Source organism: Tenacibaculum sp. XPcli2-G (genome assembly GCF_024124505.1).
Classification (GTDB): Bacteria; Bacteroidota; Bacteroidia; order Flavobacteriales; family Flavobacteriaceae; genus Polaribacter; species Polaribacter mesophilus.
In genome coordinates this window covers 484,937-505,525 of record NZ_JAMXSH010000001.1, presented here as the reverse complement: position 1 = coordinate 505,525, position 20,589 = coordinate 484,937, and the positions used below count along the sequence as shown (strand labels likewise).

Here is a 20,589-nt window from a genome sequence, read left to right as displayed (position 1 = left end):
TGTACTTTAAAAACATATGTCAAAACCTATCCTAAAAGAACGTACAAGAGCCCAAGAATCTACAAATGCTATTGAGCGTTTATACATTTCAATGCGACACTTATTTAGTCGCGGTTTTTACAAACCAATGGGTGTTTCTGGTGAAACCTTACGAAAATCACTATTATCTTTACGTCCAGAAATTTATGGTTCTATTGCAGAAAATAAAACTGAACTAAACGGACTGGTATACGTTATTGAACGCTTACCTGAAGGAATTGAAGAATGTCAGTTTATATATTTAACCGCAGATGAGGGATATCGTAACTCAAAATTTAAGGCTATCGTTCCTCCTAAAAGAAGGAGAAATTGCTATCGCATTGATAAAGATCAAATGAATATTGAAATTACTAGAGGACGCTCAGAAATTTACGATATTCTTACACACTTAACTTTTTTATTTATTGAATCTCACAAAATTAAAGACCGTGTAGTTTTTAATAATGGAGAAAGCTTTATTCGTGAATGGCTATTATTAGAAGATATTGTAATACACAATAAAACACTTACGGATGAAGAAAAAGATGTAATTGTTGTACATCTTGGTAATATTTTAGGAAGAACTTACGATGAGGTATATGATGCTTATAACACATTTTCAACAAAAGAGAACCCAAACAGGTTTTTCCATCTAATTTACTGGTTAGGTAAATTAGCTATTAATGAAACACTGTATGACCAAAAACGTTCTATTAAATTCAGTTCTGTTCTAACTCAAGAAATAGGACACCATTATTATGGAGAAATGTGGGCTAACAATATTAAAAAAGTATTGTTAGACAACGAGTTAATAGAACGTCCTATTCATATCATTAGTGCAAACATGCACAGTGTAATGAATAGTATTTACGCTCAAAATGCTTTACCAAAAGAAGCTAAAAAACATAAAGATTTTCAACTTTTTGAAGTATTGAGTAATGCTAATAGCAGTACTTTACAGTCTACCGTTAAAAATTATGCTTCCGAAAACGGACTGATATATATCAAAGATACATCTGGGACTAACATTAATGTTCAGGTAATTGATACCCAAAAAATTAATTTTGAAACGAACTCTTTTAACAAAGTTAATTCTATTGGAAAAGACCCTGTAATTATTGTGATGGACTATGCCTTTGGTGAACAGGCTTTTGAAACTATGGATGAATTGTTAAAGCCTTATAAAACAAAAGGAGAAAAAATTCATTTAGATGTTCAATCTGTTTCTATCATGGGAAAAGCAGGTATTTTAGAAGGTGGCAAAGGAGATATTATGATTCCTTCTTCACATATTTTTGAGGGAACTGCTGATAACTATCCATTTAAAAACGAATTATCAAAAGAAGATTTAGAAGGTTTTGGTGTTCACGTTTTTGATGGTGCAATGATTACTGTGTTAGGAACTTCATTACAAAATAAAGATTTACTACGATTCTTCCACGATTCAACTTGGGATGTAATTGGATTAGAAATGGAAGGTGCACACTACCAAAAAGCCATTCAATCTGCCTCGAAAATTAGAGGAAATATTTCAGAAAATGTGAAAGTACGCTACGCATATTATGCATCTGATAACCCACTAGAAACTGGTGCTACACTTGCTTCTGGAGGTCTTGGAATGAGTGGAGTAACACCAACTTATGCCATTACACAAAAGATACTAGAACAAATATTTTAGTCGTAGGACGACTACCAAGAACCTAATTATACTGTAAAAAGACATCATTTCACTTGAAATGATGTCTTTTTAGCTTTTTTATGCAATTTTAAAGACTGGTTTTGTTCATAGCCTTTTTTCTTATTTTATATTTGCACTTACAATACAACAACACACACAATGAATATTCTAATTTTAGGATCGGGCGGTAGAGAACACGCCTTTGCTAAAAAACTTTCAGAAAGCACGAAAATAAACAACCTTTTTGTAGCTCCTGGTAATGCAGGAACTGATGCAATTGCTAAAAATGTAGCCATTAATCCAACTGATTTTTCACAGGTAAAAGAAACCGTTTTACAACACGACATCAATATGGTAGTTGTAGGTCCTGAAGCACCTTTAGTAGAAGGAGTTCACGACTTTTTCTTAGCAGATGAAGAGTTAAAAAACATTCCTGTAATCGGACCTAAAAAAGATGGTGCTTTATTAGAAGGAAGTAAAGATTTTTCGAAACAGTTTATGGAAAAACACAACATTCCTACAGCTCGCTACCAATCTTTTACTACTGATACTTTAGCTGAAGGAAAAAAATTCTTAGAAACATTAGATGCTCCGTATGTATTAAAAGCAGACGGATTAGCTGCTGGAAAAGGAGTTTTAATCTTAAATAATTTAGACGAAGCCAAAGCTGAATTAGAAGAAATGCTTTCCAATCAAAAATTTGGAAGCGCTTCATCAACTGTAGTAATTGAAGAGTTTTTAAAAGGAATAGAATTATCTGTTTTCGTTTTAACTGACGGAAAAAATTATAAAATTTTACCTTCTGCTAAAGATTACAAACGTATTGGAGAAGGCGATACAGGGCTAAATACAGGCGGTATGGGTGCTATTTCTCCTGTTCCTTTTGCTACGGATGATTTTCTAACGAAAGTGGAAGAATTAATCGTTAAACCAACGATAGACGGTTTGCAAAAAGACGGAATTGATTACAGAGGATTTATTTTTATCGGATTGATGAATGATAATGGAAATCCATCTGTTGTTGAATACAATGTTCGTATGGGAGATCCTGAAACAGAAGTAGTATTACCTCGTATACAATCAGATTTAGTCGATTTATTTGAAGGAGTTGCAACGCAAACTTTAGGAGAAAAATCATATGAGGTTACTCCACAAACAGCAACTACCGTTATGTTAGTTTCTGGTGGATATCCTGAAGCTTACGAAAAAGGAAAAGAAATTACAGGTTTTAATACTATGGAAGATTCTATTGTTTTTCATGCAGGAACTACTTTAAAAGATGGTAAAGTAGTTACTAGTGGTGGACGTGTTATGGCAATTACTTCTTTTGGAGATTCTATGGAAGAAGCCTTAGAAAAATCATACAAAAACATTGATAAAATAACTTTTGATAAAATGAATTATCGAAAAGATATTGGGTTCGATTTAAAATAAATAACAATAAAAAAAGGAGTTGATAGTCAACTCCTTTTTTTATTTCATTGCTTTTTCTAGCGTAAACGAGAATTCAGAACCTTGACCATGTACACTCTTTAAAAGAATTGTTTCATTATGTGCTTCAATAATATGCTTAACAATAGAAAGTCCTAATCCAGACCCTCCTTGTTCACGAGACCTGCTTTGATCTACACGATAAAAACGCTCAAATAAACGTGAAAGGTGTTCTTGCTTTATTCCTTCACCATTATCATTTATTTTAATGATAAGCTTATGCTGGTTATAGGGTTCAACACTTACAGTAGTAATTCCTCCCACTCTACCATATTTAATAGAATTTACAACAAGGTTAATTAACACTTGTTCTATTCGCTCAACATCACCTTTTACCAAATGCGGAAAGTCATACACACGATCAAAACGCAATGTAATATTTCTCTTTTTTGCTTTCATTTCAAACAAGTCAAATACGTTTTGAATTAGCTCAATAATGTTAAAAGTTTGCATATTCATTTTCATTCCCTCTGTTTCTAACTTAGCAATCATATCTAAATCTTTCACAATTGAGGTTAATCTTTCCACTCCTTTATTAGCTCTTTCTAAATATTTTTCAAGAATTTCTTTGTCTTCAGCAGCTCCTTCAATAAGGGTTAAAATATAGCCTTGTACGGTAAAAAGTGGCGTTTTTAACTCATGAGCAACATTACCTAAGAAGTCTCGACGAAATGAATCTCGTTGTGTTAAACTAGCAATTTCTTCACTCTTACCTTCTACATATTCTTGTACACTTTTGGTTAACGCTTCTATATCTGTAGTTACTTTATTTCTTTTTAAGTCATTCACATCTAAAATAGAGATATCTTCATACATCTTTTTTACTCGTTGATAAATAAAGTGTTCTGCTCTATATTGAATTACGAAAAAAGAGATGATAAACATTGCAATACCAAAAATTACAATAGTTATTACTCCTAAGCTATTTAATAAAAATAAATACGATAATACTGCTATAATTATAGATAATAATGTTGAGTATAAAGCCGACCAAAGTGCGTAGTTATATGTTTTTTTTATTTTTTTCATCTGTTTATTTTCTATTGTTTTTAAATATCAGATGTAATTCGCTAATAGTTATCTTGCATAATATCAAGAATTATTATAGCTCATTTCATGATAAAAAAATAGATTGCTAGCTAGCAATCTACTTATTAATTTTTGAGTTTAAAAATTATTTGTCTGTTTCGTCTAGCACAAACTTGTATCCAACTCCTTTTACTGTTTTAAAATAGTGATCTCCTATTTTCTCTCGGAGTTTACGTATGTGTACATCTATAGTTCTACCTCCTACAACTACTTCATTTCCCCAAACGCTGTCTAAAATAACTTCTCTTTTAAATACTTTTCCTGGTTTTGAAGTTAATAAAGAAAATAATTCAAATTCTTTTCTTGGTAAAGATATTTTTTCTTCTCCTTTAAAAACTACATATTCATCTCTATTGATGACTATATCTCCAATTTTTGTAGTAGTATCTGCTTTTTCTTCTGTCTTTAAACGACGTAATAACGATTTAACCTTACTTATAAGTACTTTTGGCTTTACTGGTTTAGTTATATAGTCGTCTGCTCCAGCGTCAAAACCTGCTACTTGCGAGTAGTCTTCTCCTCTAGCGGTTAAAAAAGAAATTATAACGTCTTCGAGAGATTTTACGTTTCTAATTTTTTCACACGCTTCGATACCATCCATCTCAGGCATCATAATATCTAATAAAATTAAATGTGGAGTTACTTTTTTTGCTGTTTTAACAGCTTCTGCACCATTATTTGCAGTAAAAACCTGATATCCTTCTGATTTTAAATTGTATCCTACAATTTCTAAGATATCTGGTTCATCATCAACTAGTAAAATTTTAATGTCGCTAGTGTTCATTATTCATTTTTATTGTGTTACTCAAAAGTAATCATAAAAAAATAAACCCTTTATATGCATGCTTAACTTAACGTTCATTTAATATTTACTAAACTTTTGCTTAAAAGAAATACAAGAAATCTTTTGTTTTTCATTTTTTGTCGTTTTTGTATCTTTATACAAATTGTTTACTATGAAAATCATTTCTTCTCTTGGGGAAATTACTTCCAGAGCTAAAAATACCTTTAAGCGATTCCCTATAACATTGTTCTGGGCAATTGTAGGTACCTTATTTACTTTATTTACAATTGAAACTAATACTTTTGATAGTGTTTTTTACGGCAAGGTTATTTTAATTTTTATCTTAGGAGTTAGTTGGTTGATTGCAACTCGTTTTTTTGAAGAACAATTTAAAAAAGATAAAACTTGGATATTCTTACTAACTTTAGGTTTTCTAAGCCTGTTCTATATTAGTATTGAGGTTGATGGTTTTGAAATTCATCAAAACTCAATCATTCGTTTTGCTCTTTACTTCATAACTGGGCATTTACTTGTAATGGTAGCTCCTTTTATCTTCAGTTGGAATAAATCTGCGTATTTTAATTATTTAAAATCCCTTTTTATAGCCTTAGTTAGAAGTCTTTTTTTCTCTCTGATTTTATATTTAGGAATTGTATTAGCACTTCTGGCTATTAAACATTTGTTTGCTATTGATTTTAAAGGAGAACGTTTTTTTCAGGTTTTTGTGTTTTGCATAGGAATTATAAATACCTGGATTTATCTTTCTGATTTTCCAAAAGATGTTCATAATCAACTTGCTATTAACTACACCAAAGCTTTAGAAGTATTGGTTAAGTACATCTTAATTCCGCTAGTAATTTTATACCTCATCATTTTATATGCCTATAGTTTAAAAATAGTAATCAACTGGAACTTGCCTAAAGGATGGGTTTCTTATTTAGTTATTGCTCTTTCTTTCTTAGGATTTATTGTTCAAATACTTATCAATCCTATTCAAAAAACTATAAATTCTCGCACAATTAAAAAGTTTTATCCATGGTTTTATTATTTATTATTACCGTTAATTGTTTTACTTTTTATTGCCATTTTTAGACGTATTAATGAATATGGTATCACCGAAAACCGTTATTTCGTATTTGTTTTAGCTTGTTGGATTTTAGCCATGTGCCTCTACATACTTTTTAGTAAACGTAAAAAAATTAAGATATTTCCTTTTAGTTTGGCTCTTATTACTTTTCTAGTTTCTTTTGGGTTTTGGGGCGTTTTTTCGGTATCAACTAAAAGTCAACTTCTTCGATTTGAAAAGGTATATACTGATATTAAAAAAGATAACTTTTCTACCACGTTTGAAAAGAAAAATCAACTTCGTTCTATTATTAGATACTTAAACAATAAACATGAATTGCATAAAGTAAAGAACATCTTAGGTTATAACCCAAAAACAACTTTTAAAACTGATAGTCGTTGGCAATTACAAAATAGATTAATGGATAGTTTAGATATAAAAGTAACTGATAATGTAACTCACCCCTATACAAATCATTACTATAGTATTGATGAAAATAACGCCATTAACATTAAAAACTACGATATTTTAAAGAAACTTTATATCAACAGGTATAAAAAACAAAATTCTATAAATGGATATCATTTTTCTTTAAGTAAAGAATCAAATATTATTGAAATAACTAAAAATGAGATCTTAATAGGAAAAGTTAATTGTTCTGAAATGATTAAAAAACTTAAAAATCTTGAAAGGAATTACAATGTAGTTCCTAATTTAATGACAATTAAACACGACTTTGAAACGCTGAATATAAAATTCATTTTTCAAAACATAAACCTATCAAAAAGTGATAATAACACTACCAAAGAATATTTATCTAATGCTAACGCTTATGTTTTAATCAAAGAAAAAAATGCTGAATAAAATCAACTTACAAAACATCTTGTTTTTAGATATTGAAACCGTTCCTGAAGTAGAATTGTTTGCTGATTTATCTCCTGAAATGCAAGAATTGTATGCTTTAAAAACACAATATCAACGCAAAGATGAATTTACTCCTGAAGAATTTTATCATCGAGCTGGTATTTGGGCCGAGTTTGGGAAAATAATCTGTATTTCAGTCGGGTATTTTGTAGAACGTAAAGGTGAAAACCAACTTCGAGTTACCTCTTTTTATGGTGATAATGAACACAAACTTTTGGTTGATTTTAAAAATTTGTTAGACACACACTTTAATCACCCAAACCATCTTTTATGTGCACACAACGGTAAAGAATTTGACTTTCCGTATATCGCACGACGTATGATTATCAATCAAATTGAATTGCCTAATAAACTCAATTTATTTGGTAAAAAACCTTGGGAAGTTCCGCATTTAGATACGATGGATTTATGGAAATTTGGCGATTATAAGCACTACACTTCTTTAAAATTACTGACTGCTATTTTAGGAATTCCATCACCCAAACAAGATATTGATGGAAGTGAAGTTGCTAATGTATATTACCAAGAAAAAAATCTATCACGTATTGTTGAGTATTGTGAACGAGATACTGTAGCGGTAGCTCAGCTTTTATTAAGGTTTTTAAATAAGCCTATGGTTGAAGAAATTGATATTATAAAGGTGTAATATCAACCTATTCTCCTTCTAATTTCATTGAAAGTTCAAACCAACGTTCTTCTTTTTCTTCTAAACTCTCTATAACCTCTTGTAGCTCTAGGGATTTTTCATTGATATCATCCATCGCTATTTCTCCGTTGGTAAATTGCGCTTCTAATTTTGCTTTCTTTTTTTGCAACTTTTCAATATCTACTTCTAATTGACCAAACTCTCGTTTTTCGTTATAACTTAACTTCCCTTTCTGTGGTGTTTTTTCTTGCTTTTCAGCTACTTTCTTTTCTTCTTTAGGTTCTGATGGTAAAGAGCTTTCATATGCTCTGTAATCTGAGTAATTTCCTGGAAAATTCTCTACTTCTCCATTTCCTTTAAAAACAAATAAACCGTCAACTATCTTATCCATAAAATAACGGTCGTGCGATACTACCATTAAGTTTCCGGGATAATCCAATAAGAAGCTTTCTAACACATTTAACGTTACTACATCCAAGTCGTTGGTAGGCTCATCTAGAATTAAAAAGTTAGGGTTTTGAATTAACACCGCACATAAATACAAACGCTTTTGCTCTCCTCCACTTAACTTTTCAACAAAATCGTGTTGTTTTTTTCGGTCGAATAAAAAACGTTCTAATAATTGAGCTGCAGAAATTCTTCTTCCTTTAGTTAACGGAATTTCTTCTCCAAATTCTTTGATGACTTCTATTACTTTTTGCCCTTCTTTTATTTGGATTCCTTTTTGAGTGTAGTACCCAAACTTTACCGTTTCACCTACAATTACTTTTCCACCATCAACAGGAATTTTACCTGTTAACATATTTAAGAAAGAAGATTTTCCTGTTCCATTTTTCCCAATAATTCCTATACGTTCTCCTCGTTTAAAAACATAGTCAAATCCATCTAAAATAATTTTATCTCCAAAGTTCTTTTTTAATTTATGAAGCTCTACAATTTTGCTTCCTAAACGCTCCATGTTAATTTCTAACTGAACTTCGTGTTCTTTTCTACGTTGATGTGCTTTCTTTTTTATTTCAAAAAAGTCGTCAATACGTGATTTAGATTTGGTTGTACGGGCTTTGGGTTGACGACGCATCCAATCTAATTCTTTTTTAAATAAGCTTTTAGCTTTACTTAAATTAGTAGCTTCTAAAGCCATTCGTTCTTCTTTATTTTGAAGATAGTACGAATAGTTTCCTTTGTATTTATATAGTTTTCCGTTGTCTAATTCAATAATCTCATTACACACACGCTCTAAAAAATAACGGTCGTGCGTAACCATAAACAACGTAATTTTTTCTTTTGCAAAAAAGGCTTCTAACCATTCAATCATTTCTAAATCTAAATGGTTTGTTGGCTCATCTAGTATTAATAAATCTGGTTTATTAATTAGAATAATAGCTAACGACAATCGCTTCTTTTGTCCTCCAGAAAGATTTCCTACTTTTTGTGATAAATCATCAAGTTTTAACTTGAATAAAATTTGTTTGTATTGTGTTTCGAAATCCCATGCATTGTGTTGCTCCATCAATTCAAATGCCTTTTGATATGCTTCTGCATCATCAGGATTTTGCAATGCTTTTTCGTATTGCTGAATAATTGGAAGAATAGTGTTTTCTGTAGAAAAAATCGTTTCTTCAATGGTTAAATCTGGATTCAAATCATCATCTTGCGCCAAATAAGCAATATTAATTCCTTTTCTGCTTATAACTTGTCCTTCATCTGGTGTATCCTTTCCAGCAATAATGTTTAAAATAGAGGTTTTTCCGCTACCATTTTTAGCAACAAAGGCTATTTTTTGATCTTTATTAATTCCAAAAGAAATATCTTCAAACAAGACCTTTTCACCGTACGATTTTGCTATGTTTTCTACTGATAGGTAATTCATTCTCTATAATTTTATGCAAAGAAACAAAAAACCCGAGCAATTGCTCGGGTTTTATTATAATTAAAAGAAATGCTTTTATTTCTTCATTAACTTAATGGTTTCTGATTTTTTACCATCATTTGCTTCTAATAAATATATTCCTGTTTTTAAGTTAGAAACATTTACAGTACCATTAACTGTTTTTCCTGTTAACACAACTCTACCAATGGTATTTGTTATTTTATAACTTACATTTTCATTGCTTCCAAATTTTACAGTAACATTACTTACAGCTGGGTTTGGATATGCTATTAAGCTTGATTTTGCTTCCTTGTCTAATGGCTCAGCAAACTCATCACTTGTACCTGAAACTGCTACTGAAGATGATGAATTAACAATATTCACTGTATAATCTTCTACCTCTCCATCTGCAAAAGTTTCACAAGCTGTTGATGCTCCGTTATATTTCATAGAAACACGCATTCTTGTTTGTCCTAATAACGCGTCTGCTGGAATAGAGATATTAGCTGATCTGTTTGCCGCTGTACCAGACGAACCTAAAGAAGTTTGTTCACTAGCCTCAAAAGTTCCATTACGGTTGTAGTCAATCCAAACGGTAAAATACTCAGTATATGAAGAACCACTAAATCCTGCACTTACAATAATTTGATTGGTTGTTCCTTGAGTAACTGTTGCTATTTTGTTTGTAAAATCACCATATCCTCCATTTGCAGCAGTTGTATTGGTCATTCCTCCAAAAGAAACATAATCTATCCATTCATAAGTAACTCTATTTCCTTTTGAAGCACAATAAGTAACAACATTATCTAATGTAGTAACATTTACTGTATTGCTTGCTGCAGAAATATTCCCTGCTGCATCTGTTGCTTTTACAGAGAATGTATAAGCTGTATTAGCGGTTAATCCTGTTACGTTGTAAGATGTTGTTGTAACAGTTGTTAACTTAGTTGCTCCTTGATATACATCATATCCTGTTACCCCTACATTATCTGTTGATGCTGTCCATGATAAGGTTAATGTAGTTTGTGCAACGTTTGATGAAGCTAAACTACTAGGTGCGGTTGGTGCTTGAGTATCTGCTACAGCAGCTGTAATATTTACTGTGTAATCTTCTACTTCACCATAAGAGAATGATGCCTCACAAGCTGTTGGTGTTGCATTATACTTCATAACGATTCTCATTCTTGTAGTTCCATCTACCGCTGAACTAGGCACTGTAAATGATGTACTTACAGGAGTATCTTTCGATTTAGCTTTTGTCCAAACCGTTTCTCCGGCATCAGAAAAATCTCCATCTTGGTTGTAATCAATCCAAACTCCATACCCTTCGTCGTAACTATTTCCTGTCCATTTTGGAGTAATTGTAATTGTGTTTGATTTTCCTTTTTCTAAATCGGTAGAAATTGAAGTATGGTCAGAGTATCCGTTTCCTCCTCCTGAAGAATTATCGATACTTCCTAACTGAACTCTTCCAATATACTCATCTGAAACGCTATTTCCTTTAGAGGTACAATACGTAATTGTTGCTGCTGTAGTAGTAGCATTTGCTGTATTACTCACTACTGAAATATTTCCTGCAGCATCTTTTGCTTTTACAGTAAATGTATATGCTGTACTTGCTGTTAAACCTGTTACGTTATATGAAGTTGTTGTTGAGCTTCCTACTTTAGTTGCTCCTTGGTATACATCATATCCTGTAACACCTACGTTATCTGTTGATGCTGTCCAATTTAACGTTAAACTTGTTGCTGTTATAGAACTCGCAGCTAAATTAGTTGGAGCAGAAGGTGCTTCATTATCAGCAGCTGCATTACTTGTAAATGAACCTGTAAACACTCCTCTACCGTAGGTAGATGCAATTACTTTGTTAGTAACATGATCTCCACTTACGTTCCAATAATCAAATGAAGTAACACTAACATCACTCATTCCATTATACGCTTGACTCCAATTAGGATTTGCATCATTAAAGTTAGATGTAGACCAAACTCCTAGTTGTGTTGCTAAAATAGCTTCTGTTCTATCTAATGGGTTCTGTAAAATATCTCTTACAGGAATATTTGGTAGGTTTCCTTCTTTACTCACCCAATTTACACCTCCATCTGAGGTAGCCCAAACACTTGTTACTCCGTAGTTATGTATCGTTACGAAAATATCATCTTCAGTAGCTCCAAATCTTACTGAAGATACCGAACCAACAAAAGGTGTATTTATGTTTGACCATGTAGCATTAGAATTAGTAACGTTTGTTAACTTTAATAGTTTACCATTCGCTAATCCTACAAACCATGCATTATTTGTAAAAGGAGATGCTTGAAAAGCAGTTGGGCTTGCATCTAATAATGCATTTGTAATATTTCCTTTTGAATTTGATGCTACATTAATACTCAAAATTGAGTTAGCCGAACTTGTTGATGCGTTCGATAATAGACGATTTGCATCATTATCATACCCCATTGGGTTTACAAAATCTCCTGTGTTTTGATCACTTGATAATGTTGTTGCTCCTCCTTGTCGTCTACCTAATCCATTCCAAGGTAAGTTAAACCTATATATTACGTTGTTTACATATGTAGCAATCATATAGTCTCCATCTTTATCAACGAAAGTATAGAATCCATCACCATCACTTAATTCAGTTGAACTATTAATTCCTGCAACTGCATTTCTAAATGCTTGTGTACCGTTATCTTGCGCACCTGCACTAAAAATTCCATTAACATCTCCTGCGCCATCAGGACCAATTCCTGCTTTTACAAACTGAGTTACATTATAACCTTTGTTCCTTACGCTAATTGTACTTCCAGAATTTCCTGAATAATAGATTCCTCCATCATTTCCGAATAATATTTTAGAAGAGTCATTATTTCCAAAAGCCATTGAGTGTTGATCTGCATGAACATTTTGATAACCAAATCCTCCATACCAGTGTGATAATTGTGACCATGAAGAGCCTCCGTTTGTCGTTTTAAATAAATCAATACCTCCAACATATACTATGTTGTCATTTGTTGGATCTGCTTCAATTACTAAATCATAAAATGCTTGTCCACGACAAAAATCGTTCGCTGCAATTCCAGTATCAGCATCATTTGGTAATGATGTTGCACTTGCTGTTGAAAAAGCATTGGTTGTTTTATAAATATGAACAGGCGCTGTACTTGTTGTACCTTGTGTTAATGCGTAAATTTTATTTGCATCGGTAGCAGAAGGTTCAATTTCTACTCTATTAGATTCAGTTAATGGAGATGCAGCTGCTTCTGTCCAAGTACCTCCATTTGTAGAGCTAAACACTCTACCTCCGCCTTGACCTAAAGCAGAACCGATAGTTCCCATCCATAGTGTATTATTTGCACTTACTTCTAAATCATTAGCTATGTAATAGTAATCTTTTCCACCGAAGGTATACTTCATGTTAGCAGATTCTATTCTGTTCCATGTAGCCCCATTATCTGTAGATCGGTACAATCCTGCAGACTGTAAACCTAACCAATTTCTAGGACTAGAAGAATCTCCATACACATGTGCTCCTACTGCAACAAATAATTCTGTTGAAGCTCCATTATCCCATGCTAATACATCGTTAACATAATGAATTCCTGATAAGAAAACATTACTTGCATTATGATTAATAATTGCTTCTCCAGCTGCTGGTATATTAACTGCATTCCATGTTGTACCTCCATCGGTAGTTACATAAACGCCATTTCCTACTACGTCTCCTGCTGTGTATTGTTCTCCTGTACCTACATACCATCTGTTAGAGTTTCTTGGATCTACTGTGATAGAGGTTACAGATAAATTTCCTGGTACATTTTGTACTCTTGTCCATTGTGAGTTCGCATTACTTATGTCTGTATTTTTCCATAAACCTCCACTTACTCCACCTGCATATACGGTATTGTTTGTAGCATCGTTTGGATCAAATAAAACAACTCTTGTACGTCCTCCTACATTGTTAGGACCTCTTTCTGTCCAAGAATTTCCATTGTCTCCAGGATTTTTTTGTTGTGCTCTCTTTTTTAACAGATCTTCTCTCAATCCTGCTAGACTTCCATCTTCCATTTTTCCTGTAGCTGGATTCATGGTAAGTAATTGCATTTGATCAAAATACCTATTAGGTGGTAACCCTCTAAGTTTTCTTTCTTTTTTCCCCCATTTTAACGATTCATTTAAAGGGCTTTCCTTTAAAAAAGTACAGTGTACTTTACGTTGTTCGGCCAGTTTATCAGCAACATCTTGCTTTTTAAGATAATCTGAACCAATAATTGAAACTGCTGCAACAGACAGCCCTCCAATCAGAAATTTAAACTTTTTGTTCATTTGAATTAATTTAATTAAATAATTAAGTTTTTATTTCCTAGCTCTTTTATAATACTACCTTTTCTTCGTCTCTTACCTTTTTGAATAGACTCATTTTTTAACCCTTTATAAACCAACTTTAATAGTTCAGCCACCCCTAGCTAAGTCAAAGATTTTATTCTCAATGGTATTTACAATTTAAAACAAGCAAAAGCCTGAGTAAAAACTCAGACTTTTGTTTTTCTTTAATGTTTTTAAAACTTACTTTTTAAACAGTTTTGTTGTGAGTAGTTTTTGTCCGTCATTTATTTCTAAAATGTACATTCCAGTATTTAATTTTGAAACGTCTAGATTAGAAGATTTTAAACGACCTTCTTTTATTACTTTACCCACAGTATTTATAAGTTTATAATGTATTTTTTCTGCTTTTGAAGCTAGTTTTACTTGTACAAAATCTGCTGCTGGATTAGGATATGTTAGTAAGTCTAAACTTTCTTCATTTCCTATTGCTTCTCCATTAATATTTGCTGCAAAACCAGCTATTGTAGTTACTGAAGAGCCAGAAGAAATGTTAACAGTATAATCTTCTACCTCACCGTAAGTAAATGTTTCACATGCCGTTTGAGCACTATTGTACTTCATAGAAACTCTGAGTCTTGTAGTTCCTGAAACATTCGATGGTATTGTAAAGTCTTCATAAATATCTCCTGCACTTGATGAAGAACCACTTAACACAACTTCTGTATCTTCAAAAATACCATCTTTATCGTAGTCAATCCATGCTTTCCAGTACTCGGTATAAGAAGAGCTATTAAATCCAGCACTCACATATAATCGATTAGCTCCTTGGGCTACATTCATAGTTAAGTTTGTATAATCTTTATAACCACCATCATTTCCTGTAGTGTTATCAACTCCTCCCATAGAAACTCTGTCGATCCATTCGTAAGAAGAATTGTTTCCTTGAGAAGTACAATATTCTACTACAGATACATCTTTGGTTGTAAAAGTGGCTGTATTACTTGCTGCTGAAACATTTCCTGCAGCATCTTTAGCTTTTACTGTAAAGTTATATGTAGTATTTGCAGTTAATCCAGTTAAGTTCATTGATGTACCACTACTAACAGTTCCTGCACTTGTAGCTCCATTAAATATCTCGTAACTAGTTACTCCAACATTATCTGTTGACGCTGTCCAACTTAATGTCGCTGTTGTTTCTTCAATATTAGATGCAGTTACTGAAGAAGGCGCTGTTGGTGCTTCTGTATCTGGTGTAGCATTTGTAATATTAACTGTATAATCTTCTACTTCACCATAAGAAAATGTTGCTTCACAAGCCGTTGGTGTAGCATTGTATTTTAATACAATTCTCATTCTAGTAGTTCCTTCGGTTGCTGAAGCTGGCACTGTAAATGATGTACTTACAGGAGTATCTTTCGATGCTGCTTTTGTCCAAACTGTTTCTCCAGCATCAGAAAAATCTCCATCTTGATTATAATCAATCCATACTCCATAACCTTCACTGTAAACAGTACCTGTCCATTTTGGAGTGATAGTTATTGTATTAGATTCACCAATAGATAAATCAGTTGAAATTGTAGTGAAATCAGAATATCCTCCACCTCCATCAGAAGTATTATCTATACTTCCTAATTGGACTCTTTCAATATATTCATCAGCAACACTATTTCCTTTTGAAGAACAATAATTAAGTGGTGGTGTACCTGTTGTCGTTACATTTAATGTTGCTGGTGTTCCTGTTCCACCTGCTGTACATTTAGCAGCTACAGATACAATATATTCTGTTCCGCTTAATAACCCTGTAGCATTAAATGTTGTTCCTGCTACATTTGTTGTATTTCCTCCAATGGTTACATCGTAAGAAGCTGCTCCTGAAACTGCCGTCCAAGTTACTGTAAATCCATTATCACCAATATTTGATGAATTTAAGTTTGTTGGTGCTGCTAAAGCACAAGTTTGTACAAATTCTTCTCCTACATTTACTGCATAAAAAGCATTTGTTGTTGAAATTACTTCTTGAGAGTTTGCTCCGTATAAATCGGTAGCTGCTTGAATTGCTGCTGTTCTTGCGTCAGCATATGTTGAATTAGCTGATAAGTAATTAGCTTCGGTACGATAAGCTATTTTTGCAGCTTTTGCCATACCAATTCCAGTAACATTGTATGTATCAGACGCATCATTTGTTCCAGAACCTCCAACAGTTAATAAATAAAACCATTTATTTAAAACTCCTGAGTTTGTATGAACTCCACAGTAGTCATTAAATCTTGTAGGTGTTCCACAGTTAGGGTTCTTCCAATAAGTTCCCCCGTAAGTATCTGGTTGCCCTTGTGATTTTGGGTCATTCATAGAACGTAAAGCAGCAGAACCACTACGTCTGTCTATTTCGTCTCCTATTAACCAAACTGAAAGGTCTGGGTTTAAATCATTTCCATTTCCTTTTGCAAAATGTTCAACAGCTGCTCCCCAAATATCTGAAAAAGCTTCGTTTAAAGCTCCTGACTCTCTTTGATATGCTAAGTTTGCTGTATAAGTACAAACGGCATGTCCTATTTCATGAGCAGCTACATCAATAGAAGTTAACGCATCAAAGTTTCCATTTCCTTCTTGTCCGTTAGAAGAACCGTCTCCATAAGACATTACCGAACCATTCCAAAAGGCATTATCATAGTTAGTATCAACATGTACATAACTTCTAATTTGAGCTCCACTGTTGTCATAGCTATTTCTATTGTGTTTTTGTAAAAAGTACTCATATGTCATTATAGCTCCCCAATGAGCATCTAAAGCTGCATCATCTTTATTTGCACTATGTTCAGCTGTAGTCCAATTATTATCATTATCAGTAAACTGGTCATAATTTGTAACATAGGGATAAGTAGAACCTGGAGCTTGGTTTTTTGCATCTCTTGTATGGATTTTCCTTCCGGAGTCACTCAAAATGTAATTCCCTCCACTTAGTGATGTTTCTATTGTTCTAGTTCCACTGTAACGAGTTTGTGCAGTACCTGATGCTAATGTGGTAGTAATAGCTTCTGCTACTTTTTTACTTTTTTTAGCATGCTTAGTAAACTCTCCAACATGACCAAATTTATCTGCATGTTTAATTATAGCGTTATAAAATAACGTTTCTCCTGTATGAGCATCTATGTATAAATACCCTCTGCTTAGCGGTTTTGTAGCAAAAATGTCGAATTTATAAGCTAGCCTTGCTTCTTTTTTCCCTATAACTTCTCTAGGAAGAATTAATAACTCTCCTTCAGGTTTTTTATAGTTATCCATTTCTTTAGCAGCATCAGGAAATTCCCATAAATACTTTTCTGCTCCTGTGTGTGATAAAGCTTTTCGAAATGCTTGATCTTTGGATAATTTTGGGCTTATATTAACCTTTCCAACATCGTAAAACTCACCATTCATGCTCATTAAAGCACCATTTTTTGCGTGGGCTGTATAAGTGGCAAATTCTACTTTTATTCCTTTAAATTTTTGTTGAAATTTCTCGTGTGTAAAACCTAAATCATCTCTATTTGATTGGATTTTTTGTAAGCCATCATTTTTAAATAGCTTTAATTTTTTTCTAATTAAATCTGGTGCCTTTTGTAAAGACAGTTTTGAAGATTTGTTGAACTTAAGGTGTTTTAACTCTCTATTTTCTTGGGCATTTATTGTATAAACTCCTGCGAATAGAAAAGCAGATAAAAACACAGTTCTTGCATAATTGTGTTTCATTTTTGAAGGGTTTAGTTAATTGATTTTAATTAAAAAGCCTGAGAAATAACTCAGGCTTTTGTAAGATTTATTTTTTAAATACCTTAGTAGTTAGTAGTTTTTGACCATCATTAACTTCTAAGATATACATACCTGTATTTAGTTTAGAAACGTCGATGTTTGATGAATTTAAACGACCTGATTTCATTACTCTACCAATTGTATTTACAATTTTATAAGTCATATTATCAGCCCTAGAAGCTAATTTTACTTGTATAAAGTCTACTGCTGGATTAGGGTATGCCATGAAGTCTAAACTGTTTTCATTACCCAATCTTTCTCCACTCACACTAGCTGAATGGTTTTGTCTTGTACTAGAAACAATATTTACAGTGTAGTCTTCAACTTCTCCATAAGTAAATGTTTCACACGCTGTTTGAGCAGAGTTATACTTCATAGAAACACGCATTCTTGTTGTTCCTAAAGCGGCTCCTGCAGGAACATCAACCGTAGATGTTAAGTTATTAGCACTTGATGAAGATCCTGTTACGACTTTTTCACTGTTCTCAAATGTTCCGTTTTGATTAAAATCAATCCAAACAGCCCAATGTTCTGTATATGAAGAGCTATTAAATCCTGCGCTAACAGTCATTTGGTTTGAACTTCCAACTGCCAATGTTGCTGTTTTAGAGGTAAAGTCTGCATACCCTCCATTATTTCCAGTTGCATTCGTCATTCCTCCTAACTCAACGTTATCAATCCACTCATACGAAGAATTATTTCCTTTTGAGTCACAGTATGAAACGGAGTTTGATAAAGTTGTTACGTTTATTGCACTACTAGAAGCAGAAGCATTTCCTGCTGCATCTTTTGCTCTTACTGAGAAAGTATAGGCAGTAGCAGCTGATAATCCTGTTACATTCATTGTAGTTGCTGTTACAGATCCTATGTTTGTTGTTCCTTGATAAACATCATAACCTGTTACCCCAACGTTATCTGTTGAAGCAGACCAATTTAGTGTTAATGATGTTTGTGTTACACTAGAAGCTGCTAAGTTTGTTGGTACAGTTGGTGCTGTTGTATCTGCTGTTCCTGCTCCTATTACTACTGTATAATCTTCTACTTCACCGTAAGAAAATGAAGCTTCACATGCCGTTGGAGTTGCATTATATTTTAAAACTATACGCATTCTTGTTGCTCCATCTGTAGCTGTAGCTGGCACTGTAAAAGATGTACTAACTGGTGTGTCTTTTGATGGTGCCTTTGTCCAAACTGTTTCTCCGGCATCAGCAAAATCACCATCTTGGTTATAATCTATCCAAATACCATATCCTTCATTGTACACTGTTCCTGTCCAAATTGGTGTAATAGTAATTGTATGAGAAGTTCCTTTTGCTAAATTTGTTGAAATGGCTGTATGATCTGAATATCCATTTCCTCCTCCTGTGCTATTATCAATAGTTCCTAATTGTACTCTTCCAATATACTCATCAGAAACACTGTTTCCTTTTGAGGAGCAATAAGAAAGTGTAACTTCAGGAGTAGTAAAAGTTGAAGATGCACTATACGCTGAGTTTGATCCATCAGAACACTTACTACGTACCTGTACTTCATATTGAGTTAAAGCTGATAATCCGCTTAATGATGTTGAAGTTCCTGAAACTGCATTAGTTGTCCAAGATGATGTTCCTGTTTGACGATATCTTACATCGTATGTAGCTCCTGAAACTACTGTCCAAGAAACTGATGCTTCAGATGAAGTTACACCAGATACTGTTACTCCTGTTGGTACAGTTGCTGTACATGAAGTAGAACCTCCTGTTTTATCAGATAATGCTAAGCTCCTACGTACGCCACCAGATTCTAAAACAGCACGCATCCTGTTTTTTTGTCCAAGTGTATATAAATTCATACAAGAGTCATCTGAGTAATCCATATAATTTTCAACCATATCCTCTGAACCACAAGATGTGTGTCCTGTTGAGCATCCATAATTTGCAGCGTCAGACTCTGGAGTATCAGAAACAAAATCATCAACACCACAGCCTCCATCACCCCAAATATGTCTTAGGTTTAAAAAGTGACCTACTTCATGCGTAGTTGTTCTTCCTTTGTCAAAAGGAGCTGATAAGTAAAAACCTGATCCTTTATCTGAACTACCAAAATATTGTGGACTCATTACAACTCCATCGGTAGATGCACTACCTCCTGGAAACTGTGCATATCCTAAAATTCCACCACCAATATTACATACCCACATATTAAGATACTCAGAAGTATCCCATGGATCTACTCCTCCTTGTGAAGATTTTTTCATTGCATCATTAGTTCCCCATGAAGTTCTAGTAGAAGACTTTCTTGTTATTCCATTTGTTGGATTACCACTTGGATCAACTTGAGCTAAATAAAACTCTATCTCTGTATCAGCTGCTTGTGACCATTTGTTTGTTTTATCTGAATTAGTTCTTCTAAAGTCTTCATTTAAAACATCCATTTGTGATTGAATTTGTGCCACACTAATATTCTCTTGAGAATTATTATAAATTACATGGACAACTACAGGAATTTGAATTATATTTCCTACTATTTTTCCTTGTTGATTCTTCTTTTCAGCTAGTCTCCTCTGGGTAAAGGATTCTATTTCTTGCATTTTACTTTTTAAAGAAGGATTGAGGGATTGTCTGTACTCAAGGTTTTCCATTGAGTGGCAGTTTCTTTTTTCTTGGGCATACAAAGCACCAACAAAAAATAAGCACATAAGTGCTAGAGTAATTTTGTTTTTCATTTTGAAGGGTTTTTAATTGAGTTAATAAAATTTAAGAGCTTTTTTATTTCGACTCTTAATTATTTGTTAAAACATTGACAAATATATAAAAAAAGATAAAAAAATATAAATTTAAAACAGTTAATTAACTGTTTATATTCACTTTACAAAACAAAAACATTGTTTTACACCAATTAAACACTAGGTTTTATAGGATGTAGAGAAAGT

The 20,589-nt window shown here is 33.0% G+C and carries 10 protein-coding genes; 4 read left to right on the top strand and 6 right to left on the bottom strand.

Annotated elements, in window-relative coordinates; translation table 11 throughout:
- Positions 1–16 precede the first annotated feature (16 nt).
- Positions 17–1,696, top strand: a complete 1,680-nt coding sequence (locus NH341_RS02255; protein WP_253055600.1) for a hypothetical protein — start codon at positions 17–19, stop codon at positions 1,694–1,696.
- A gap of 159 nt (positions 1,697–1,855) precedes the next feature.
- A complete protein-coding gene (gene purD, locus NH341_RS02250) occupies positions 1,856–3,130 on the top strand; it encodes a phosphoribosylamine--glycine ligase (protein ID WP_253055599.1) in 1,275 nt (424 codons plus the stop codon).
- 39 nt (positions 3,131–3,169) lie between these two features.
- On the opposite strand, the gene NH341_RS02245 is transcribed toward purD, so the two are convergent.
- Together NH341_RS02245 and NH341_RS02240 are read right to left on the bottom strand one after the other, a co-directional pair.
- Complete coding sequence (locus NH341_RS02245) at positions 3,170–4,216, bottom strand: cell wall metabolism sensor histidine kinase WalK (protein WP_073182334.1); 1,047 nt, start codon at positions 4,214–4,216, stop codon at positions 3,170–3,172.
- A 145-nt stretch (positions 4,217–4,361) separates the two neighbouring features.
- Positions 4,362–5,060, bottom strand: a complete 699-nt coding sequence (locus NH341_RS02240; protein WP_047788022.1) for a response regulator transcription factor — start codon at positions 5,058–5,060, stop codon at positions 4,362–4,364.
- 172 nt (positions 5,061–5,232) lie between these two features.
- On the opposite strand from NH341_RS02240, the gene NH341_RS02235 reads away from it, so the two are divergent.
- Both NH341_RS02235 and NH341_RS02230 read left to right on the top strand, forming a co-directional pair.
- Positions 5,233–6,990 (top strand): DUF4153 domain-containing protein, encoded by a 1,758-nt coding sequence (locus tag NH341_RS02235; RefSeq protein ID WP_253055598.1) that lies wholly within the window; start codon positions 5,233–5,235, stop codon positions 6,988–6,990.
- A complete protein-coding gene (locus NH341_RS02230; protein WP_159488662.1) occupies positions 6,980–7,696 on the top strand; it encodes a 3'-5' exonuclease in 717 nt (238 codons plus the stop codon). Before NH341_RS02235 ends, NH341_RS02230 begins: the two co-directional genes overlap by 11 nt.
- 7 nt (positions 7,697–7,703) lie before the next feature.
- Here NH341_RS02230 and NH341_RS02225 read toward each other — a convergent pair whose 3' ends face one another.
- The 4 genes from NH341_RS02225 to NH341_RS02205 form a co-directional block, all read right to left on the bottom strand.
- Positions 7,704–9,566 (bottom strand): ABC-F family ATP-binding cassette domain-containing protein, encoded by a 1,863-nt coding sequence (locus NH341_RS02225; RefSeq protein WP_253055596.1) that lies wholly within the window; start codon positions 9,564–9,566, stop codon positions 7,704–7,706.
- Between the two features lie 75 nt (positions 9,567–9,641).
- Entirely contained in the window at positions 9,642–13,889 is a 4,248-nt protein-coding gene (locus NH341_RS02220) for a GEVED domain-containing protein (protein WP_253055594.1), read from the bottom strand.
- Positions 13,890–14,129: 240 nt separating this feature from the next.
- A complete protein-coding gene (locus NH341_RS02215) occupies positions 14,130–17,618 on the bottom strand; it encodes a M4 family metallopeptidase (RefSeq protein ID WP_253055592.1) in 3,489 nt (1,162 codons plus the stop codon).
- 67 nt (positions 17,619–17,685) lie between these two features.
- Positions 17,686–20,382: a GEVED domain-containing protein gene (locus NH341_RS02205; protein ID WP_173359026.1), complete on the bottom strand. Its 2,697-nt coding sequence runs from the start codon at positions 20,380–20,382 to the stop codon at positions 17,686–17,688.
- Between the last annotated feature and the right edge of the window lie 207 nt (positions 20,383–20,589).

Bases quoted from the DNA above. Each gene is read 5' to 3' on its own strand.
- NH341_RS02255 (WP_253055600.1), top strand. From the start codon at position 17: ATGTCAAAACCTATCCTAAAAGAACGTACAAGAGCCCAAGAATCTACA.
- purD (WP_253055599.1), top strand. From the start codon at position 1,856: ATGAATATTCTAATTTTAGGATCGGGCGGTAGAGAACACGCCTTTGCT.
- NH341_RS02245 (WP_073182334.1), bottom strand. From the start codon at position 4,216: ATGAAAAAAATAAAAAAAACATATAACTACGCACTTTGGTCGGCTTTA.
- NH341_RS02240 (WP_047788022.1), bottom strand. From the start codon at position 5,060: ATGAACACTAGCGACATTAAAATTTTACTAGTTGATGATGAACCAGAT.
- NH341_RS02235 (WP_253055598.1), top strand. From the start codon at position 5,233: ATGAAAATCATTTCTTCTCTTGGGGAAATTACTTCCAGAGCTAAAAAT.
- NH341_RS02230 (WP_159488662.1), top strand. From the start codon at position 6,980: ATGCTGAATAAAATCAACTTACAAAACATCTTGTTTTTAGATATTGAA.
- NH341_RS02225 (WP_253055596.1), bottom strand. From the start codon at position 9,566: ATGAATTACCTATCAGTAGAAAACATAGCAAAATCGTACGGTGAAAAG.
- NH341_RS02220 (WP_253055594.1), bottom strand. From the start codon at position 13,889: ATGAACAAAAAGTTTAAATTTCTGATTGGAGGGCTGTCTGTTGCAGCA.
- NH341_RS02215 (WP_253055592.1), bottom strand. From the start codon at position 17,618: ATGAAACACAATTATGCAAGAACTGTGTTTTTATCTGCTTTTCTATTC.
- NH341_RS02205 (WP_173359026.1), bottom strand. From the start codon at position 20,382: ATGAAAAACAAAATTACTCTAGCACTTATGTGCTTATTTTTTGTTGGT.